The sequence below is a fragment of the Pseudomonas sp. RW407 genome (genome assembly GCF_003176655.1).
GTDB classification, from domain to species: Bacteria; Pseudomonadota; Gammaproteobacteria; order Pseudomonadales; family Pseudomonadaceae; genus Pseudomonas; species Pseudomonas delhiensis.
Genome location: NZ_QGSL01000107.1, coordinates 1 through 5828, shown reverse-complemented (window position 1 = coordinate 5828; position 5828 = coordinate 1). Strand labels below are relative to the sequence as shown.

The following is a 5828-nucleotide window of genomic DNA, read 5'->3' as shown; positions in this document are numbered from 1 at the left end:
CCGGCCAGCATCAGCCCCAGCGCCCCCAGGGCCATGCCGAAGCTCACCAGCAAGGCCGCGTAGAGCGGCGAGCGGCCACTGGCCTCGACCGCCTCCAGCGCCGGCAGCAGCAGCGAGAACGCGGTCGCCGCCAGCATCACCCCGGCGCCGAAGCCCAGCAGGGCATCGGCCACCCGCGCCGGCATGCTGCGGATCAGCAGCACCGGCACGGCGCCCAGGGCGGTACCCAGGGCGCAGACCAGGCCGCCGACCAGCGCCTGGTACAACGGCGCCGGCAATTGCAGGCGAGCCAGCAGCAACAGGTGGTTGAACAGCAGGCCGCTGCCCAGGAGCACTATCCCCAGGCCGAGCCACCAGCGCAGGTTGCGTGCGCCGGCCTGGCGCGCGCTTGCCTCTAGCGGGCGCATGGTGCCACTTCCCCGGCAGGCATCAGGCGAGCCCCCGCTGCTCCAGGGCCAGGCGGTAGCGGCGCGCCACTTCCGGCCAGTCGACCACCTCGTAGAAGGCCGCGATGTATTCCGGCCGGCGGTTCTGGTACTGCAGGTAGTAGGCGTGTTCCCAGACGTCCAGGCCGAGGATGGGGATCAGGTCCTGCATCAGCGGGCTGTCCTGGTTGGCGCTGCTTTCCACCTTCAGGCGTCCCTGGCTGTCGACGCAGAGCCAGGCCCAGCCGCTGCCGAAGCGGGTCAGCGCGGCCTTGGTGAAGGCTTCGCGGAAGGCCTTGTAGCCGCCCAGCTCGGTTTCGATGGCGCGGGCCAGGGCGCCGTCGGGCTCGCCGCCGCCCGCGGGCGACATCACCTGCCAGAACAGCGAGTGGTTGGCGTGGCCGCCGCCGTTGTTGATCACCGGGCCGAGCAGCTTCTCCGGCAGGCGGTTCAGCTGCTGCAGCAGTTCTTCCACCGGCAGCTCGGCGAAGGGCGTGCCTTCCAGCGCGGCATTCAGGTTGTTGACGTAGGTCTGGTGGTGCTTGCTGTGGTGGATCTCCATGGTCCGCGCGTCGATGTGCGGTTCCAGGGCGTCGTAGGCGTAGGGCAAGGCGGGAAGACTGTGGGGCATGGTCGCTCCTAGTGGTAGCGCATGGATTGCGGGGTGGCGAAGAGGCCGGGGCGCAGCTCCACTTCGCCCTGCTGGTGCAGCAGCTCGCGGGTGCGCGGGTAGTTGCCGTGCTCGCCGATGAAATTGAGCAGCTCGAGGTAGCTGCGCCGGCTGTGGCGCAGCGCGGCCTCGCGCATGTCGCGGCTCTGCCGCGGGTCGATGCTCAGTTCCAGCAGCCGCTCGTGGCAGTTGCACAGGTATTCGGCGGCCTCTTCCGGCTGGCCCAGCTGCACGTGCAGGTCACCGAGGTTGTGGTGGGAGATGACGAAGGCCATCACCGCCTCGTCCGGCTCGTGCCAGCGGCCCAGCAGCAACTGGGCGTGGGCCAGGGCGTGGAGGTAGTGCTCGCGGGCATCGATCAACTCGTTGCGGATGAAGCAGCGGTTCCCCAGTTCGATGGTCTGTTGCCAATGGCGCATGTCGCGTACCTCCACGGTGGGGGCGGCCTTCAGAGGCCGCCGGCGGTGAGTTTCTCGGGGTCCAGCAGGGCCTCCAGGCGCTCGCGGCCGAGATCGGTGTTCTCCAGCGCCACCTCGATGATCGGCCGGCCCTCGCGGTAGGCCTGCTTGGCGATCTCGGCGGCCTTCTGGTAGCCGATGATCGGGTTCAGCGCGGTGACCAGGATGGGGTTGCGCGCCAGCGCCTCGCGCAGGCTCGCCTCGTTGACCTTGAAGCTGGCGATGGCCTTGTCGGCCAGCAGGCGGCTGACGTTGCCCAGCAGCTGGATGCTCTGCAGCAGGTTGTCGGCGATCACCGGCAGCATCACGTTCAGCTCGAAGTTGCCGGACTGCCCGGCCACGGCGATGGTCGCGTCGTTGCCGATCACCTGGGCGGCGACCATGGCGGTGGCCTCGGGAATCACCGGGTTGACCTTGCCGGGCATGATCGAGGAGCCCGGCTGCAGGGCCTCCAGCTCGATCTCGGCGAGGCCGGCGAGCGGGCCGGAGTTCATCCAGCGCAGGTCGTTGGCGACCTTCATCAGCGCCACGGCGAGGGTCTTGAGCTGGCCGGAAACGGCCACGGCGGTGTCCTGGGCGCCGATCAGCGCGAAGAAGTCGTCGCCCGGGCGGAAGGCCAGGCCGGTCAGGCCGTTGAGCTCCTGGCAGAAGCGCGCGGAAAACTGCGGGTGGGCATTCACCCCGGTGCCCACTGCGGTACCGCCCTGGGCCAGTTGCTGCAGCGCCGGCTGCAGGGCCTCGAGGTGGGCGGTGGCCTGGCGCACCTGCTGGGCCCAGCCGCCGAGCACCTGGCTCAGGCGCACCGGCATGGCGTCCATCAGGTGGGTGCGGCCGGTCTTCACGTAGCGCTGCACCTCGCCGGCCTTGCGCTCGAGGGTGGCCAGCAGGTGGCGCAGGGCCGGCAGCAGGCGCTCGTGGATTTCCAGGGCGGCGCTGATGTGGATGGTCGAGGGGATGATGTCGTTGCTGCTCTGCCCGCAGTTGACCTGGTCGTTGGGGTTGACCGCACGGCCCAGGCGGCGCCCGGCGAGAGTCGCCACCACCTCGTTGGCGTTCATGTTGGAGCTGGTGCCGGAGCCGGTCTGGAACACGTCCACCGGGAAATGCTGGAGGAAATCGCCGGCCAGCAATTCCTCGCAGGCGGCGACTATGGCCGCGCCGGTCTCGGCGTCCAGTTGCTCCAGGGCGACGTTGGCCCGCGCCGCGGCGGCCTTGGCCAGCAGCAGCGCACGGATGAAGGCGGCGGGCATGCGCTGGCCGCTGACCGGGAAGTTGTTCACCGCACGCTGGGTCTGGGCCCCGTACAGTGCCGCGGCCGGCACCGCCAGTTCACCCATGCTGTCGCGTTCGATACGGCTGTCAGTCATTCTGCTTTCTCGCTTACAGGTCGTGGTACGTCAGGGAAGGCGCCATCGGCTGGGTGGCCAGCCGGCGCGAAAGCTGTTGCAGGCGCTGCCTGCGCTCGGCATCGCCGGCCAGGCGGCGCAGATCGCAGAGCGGGCGGTAGGCGTGATCGAGGCACAGGCCGCGCCAGTGCCAGGGCAAGGCGACATCGGCGGCGGTGTCGAGCAGCAACTGGAAGCTCTTCTCGAACAACTGCCAGGCCGGCAGCGGCTCCCAGGCCACCAGGTAGCGCGTCTCGAACAGGTAGAGCTCCAGCAGGCGCGGCTCGTCGGGCTCCAGCGCGCAGCGGATGCGGGTACCCAGGCGGTACCAGCGGTCGAGCAGGGAGGTGTGGGTTTCGACGAACATGGGAATCCCTCAACCGATAATGAGATTGATTATCGTTACGAGAGAAAGAAAATACAAGTCAGACCAAGGGAGTAGGGCAAATCGAGGAGGTAGTTTCGCCGGGTGCTCTTCGTAGGAGCGAGCTTGCTCGCGAAGGGAGTTCCCCTGAAACGCCGCTGCATAAGGGAGGCGCCTTTCCCTCTCCCTAACCCTCTCCCTGAAGGGAGAGGGGACCGTTCGGTGTATTTGGATGTTCTGCAGTTAGCCGGCAGCGCCGAAGGTTTCCGGCTGAAACCATTCCTCCTCTCGGCACGGACTGCCCCCTCTCCCTTCAGGGCGGGGCGCGCAGCCGAGGGCTGGGGAGAGGGCGCTCTTGGGGCGAGCGCCGAGCCTAGCCGGCAGAATGCAATTCGCGAGCAAGCTCGCTCCTACGAAGAGCTATTGCGGAAAGAGAAACGCCGCTTCCCTCGGCAGGAAACGGCGTTCTCCAGAACCACAGCCTGCTATCAGTTCCCAGCCACCATCATCCTTTCCACCAGCACCGAGCCGGTATGCAGGTTGCCGCGGTTCTCCACGTCGTTGCCGATGGCCAGGATGCTGGCGAACAGGTCCTTGAGGTTGGCGGCGATGGTGACTTCCTGCACCGGGAACTGGATCTCGCCGTTCTCCACCCAGTAGCCGCCGGCGCCGCGGGAGTAGTCGCCGGTGACCAGGTTGACGCCCTGCCCCATCAGCTCGGTGACCAGCAGGCCGCGGCCCATGCGCCGCAGCAGGGCCTTCTGGTCCTCGTCGCCGTGGCTGACGAAGAGGTTGTGCACGCCGCCGGCGTTGGCCGTGCTGGGCATGCCCAGCTTGCGCCCGGAATAGGTGCCCAGCACATAGGAAACCAGGGTGCCGTTCTCCACGAAGGGCTTGGCGTAGGTGGCCAGGCCATCGTTGTCGAACGCGGCGCTGCCCAGGGCGCCGGGCAGCAGCGGGCGTTCGTCGAGGGTCAGCCATTCGGGGAACAGGCGCTGGCCCAGGCAGCCTTCGAGGAACGACGACTTGCGGTACAGGCTGCCGCCGGAGATGGCGCCGAGGAAGTGGCCGAACAGGCCCACGGCGACCTCCGGGGCGAACAGCACCGGCACCTCGGCGGTCGGCACCGGGCGTGCGCCGAGGCGGCTGGCGGCGCGCTGGGCGGCGCGGCGGCCGATGCTCTGCGGGCTGTCCAGCAGCTCGCCGCGGCGCTTCACGTCGTACCAGTAGTCGCGCTGCATCTGCCCTTCGCCCTCGGCGATCATCACGCAGCTGAGGCTGTGGCGGGTACTGGCGTAGCCGCCGATGAAGCCGTGGCTGTTGCCGTAGACGCGGCAGCCATGGTGGATGTTCAGGGTGGTGCCGTCGGCCTTGGTCACCCGCGGGTCGGCGTCGAAGGCCGCGGCCTCGCAGGCCAGGGCGCGCTCCACCGCCTGGTCCGGGGTCAGCGACCAGGCGTGGTAGAGGTCCAGGTCGGGCAGGTCGCGGGCCATCAGCGCGGGGTCGGCCAGGCCGGAGCAATCGTCCTCGGAAGTATGCCTGGCGATGGCCAGGGCCGCCGCCACCGTCTCGCGGATGGCCTCGTCGCCGGTCGCCGAGGTGCTCGCCGAGCCCTTGCGCTGGCCAACGTAGAGGGTGATGCCGAAGCCCTGGTCGCGGTTGAACTCGACCGTCTCGACCTCGCGCTGGCGCACGCTGGTGGACAGCCCCTGCTCCAGGGACACCGCCACTTCGCAGCCGCTGGCGCCCTGGCGCTTCGCCTCGGCGACGATCCGCTCGACCTGCTCGCGCAGTGCCGGAAGTGCCTCTGGGCCGACGGCCTTGGCCTGTTCGCTCATTGCCAAACTCTCCTGTTCTGTTCCGCGGGCGGGGCATCGGGCCCCGTGGCCTCGCGGGCGGGCCGGACAAGCGACCCTCGACTCGTTATCATGGCGGCGTTTTCCACTGGACCACCGCCATGGCTGAATATCAAGACGACGACTCGCTGTTCGAAGAGAAGAGCAAGTCGCAAGTAAAACGCGAGCTGCACGCCCTGCAGGACCTCGGCGAGCGCCTGACCGCGCTCAAGCCGGACATGCTCGACCGCCTGCCGCTCACCGAGCCGCTGCGCCGCGCCATCGACGAGGCGCCCAAGCACAAGGCCAACGCCGCCCGCAAACGCCACCGGCAGTTCATCGGCAAGCTGATGCGCGACCAGGACCTCGACGCCATCGTCGCCCTGCTCGACCAGCTCGACAGCTCCACGCGCCAGTACAACGAGCGCTTCCACGCCCTGGAGCGCTGGCGCGACCGCCTCATCACAGGTGGCGACGAGGCCCTTTCCGCCTTCTTCGCCGAATACCCGGACAGCGACCGCCAGCACCTGCTGCAGCTGATCCGCCACGCCCAGCACGAGGCCGCTCACGACAAGCCCCCGGCCGCGGCGCGGAAGATCTTCAAGTACATCCGCGAACTGGACGAGCTCAAGCGCGGTCTCCGTTAAGCCCCGCCCGTCCTTCCCGGCGCCTCAGGCGCCGGTCCCGCCCA

General features: G+C 68.8%; 6 protein-coding genes and 1 pseudogene. 1 reads left to right on the top strand and 6 read right to left on the bottom strand.

Going from position 1 to position 5828, the window contains the following annotated elements:
* The 6 genes and pseudogenes from DK254_RS34880 to pmbA form a co-directional block, all read right to left on the bottom strand.
* Positions 1-407: pseudogene (locus tag DK254_RS34880) on the bottom strand (ZIP family metal transporter); the annotation flags it as partial.
* A gap of 22 nt (positions 408-429) precedes the next feature.
* On the bottom strand, positions 430-1056 hold the full coding sequence (locus DK254_RS23945) for a superoxide dismutase (RefSeq protein ID WP_109935848.1): 627 nt from the start codon (positions 1054-1056) through the stop codon (positions 430-432).
* A gap of 8 nt (positions 1057-1064) precedes the next feature.
* Positions 1065-1514 carry a hypothetical protein gene (locus DK254_RS23940; RefSeq protein ID WP_109935847.1) on the bottom strand — a complete coding sequence of 150 codons (450 nt, stop codon included), beginning with the start codon at positions 1512-1514 and terminating at the stop codon, positions 1065-1067.
* A 29-nt stretch (positions 1515-1543) separates the two neighbouring features.
* Positions 1544-2920 (bottom strand): class II fumarate hydratase FumC, encoded by a 1377-nt coding sequence (fumC, locus tag DK254_RS23935; RefSeq protein WP_109935846.1) that lies wholly within the window; start codon positions 2918-2920, stop codon positions 1544-1546.
* 13 nt (positions 2921-2933) lie between these two features.
* Positions 2934-3305 carry a hypothetical protein gene (locus DK254_RS23930; RefSeq protein WP_009617785.1) on the bottom strand — a complete coding sequence of 124 codons (372 nt, stop codon included), beginning with the start codon at positions 3303-3305 and terminating at the stop codon, positions 2934-2936.
* Between the two features lie 485 nt (positions 3306-3790).
* Positions 3791-5140, bottom strand: a complete 1350-nt coding sequence (gene pmbA, locus DK254_RS23925) for a metalloprotease PmbA (protein WP_109935845.1) — start codon at positions 5138-5140, stop codon at positions 3791-3793.
* Between the two features lie 119 nt (positions 5141-5259).
* Here pmbA and yjgA point away from each other — a divergent pair, with 119 nt between their 5' ends.
* Complete coding sequence (yjgA, locus tag DK254_RS23920) at positions 5260-5784, top strand: ribosome biogenesis factor YjgA (protein ID WP_043272347.1); 525 nt, start codon at positions 5260-5262, stop codon at positions 5782-5784.
* Positions 5785-5828 lie beyond the last annotated feature (44 nt).

Excerpts from the sequence above, each read along its gene's own strand:
- DK254_RS23945 (WP_109935848.1), bottom strand. The coding sequence starts at position 1,056 with ATGCCCCACAGTCTTCCCGCCTTGCCCTACGCCTACGACGCCCTGGAA.
- DK254_RS23940 (WP_109935847.1), bottom strand. The coding sequence starts at position 1,514 with ATGCGCCATTGGCAACAGACCATCGAACTGGGGAACCGCTGCTTCATC.
- fumC (WP_109935846.1), bottom strand. The coding sequence starts at position 2,920 with ATGACTGACAGCCGTATCGAACGCGACAGCATGGGTGAACTGGCGGTG.
- DK254_RS23930 (WP_009617785.1), bottom strand. The coding sequence starts at position 3,305 with ATGTTCGTCGAAACCCACACCTCCCTGCTCGACCGCTGGTACCGCCTG.
- pmbA (WP_109935845.1), bottom strand. The coding sequence starts at position 5,140 with ATGAGCGAACAGGCCAAGGCCGTCGGCCCAGAGGCACTTCCGGCACTG.
- yjgA (WP_043272347.1), top strand. The coding sequence starts at position 5,260 with ATGGCTGAATATCAAGACGACGACTCGCTGTTCGAAGAGAAGAGCAAG.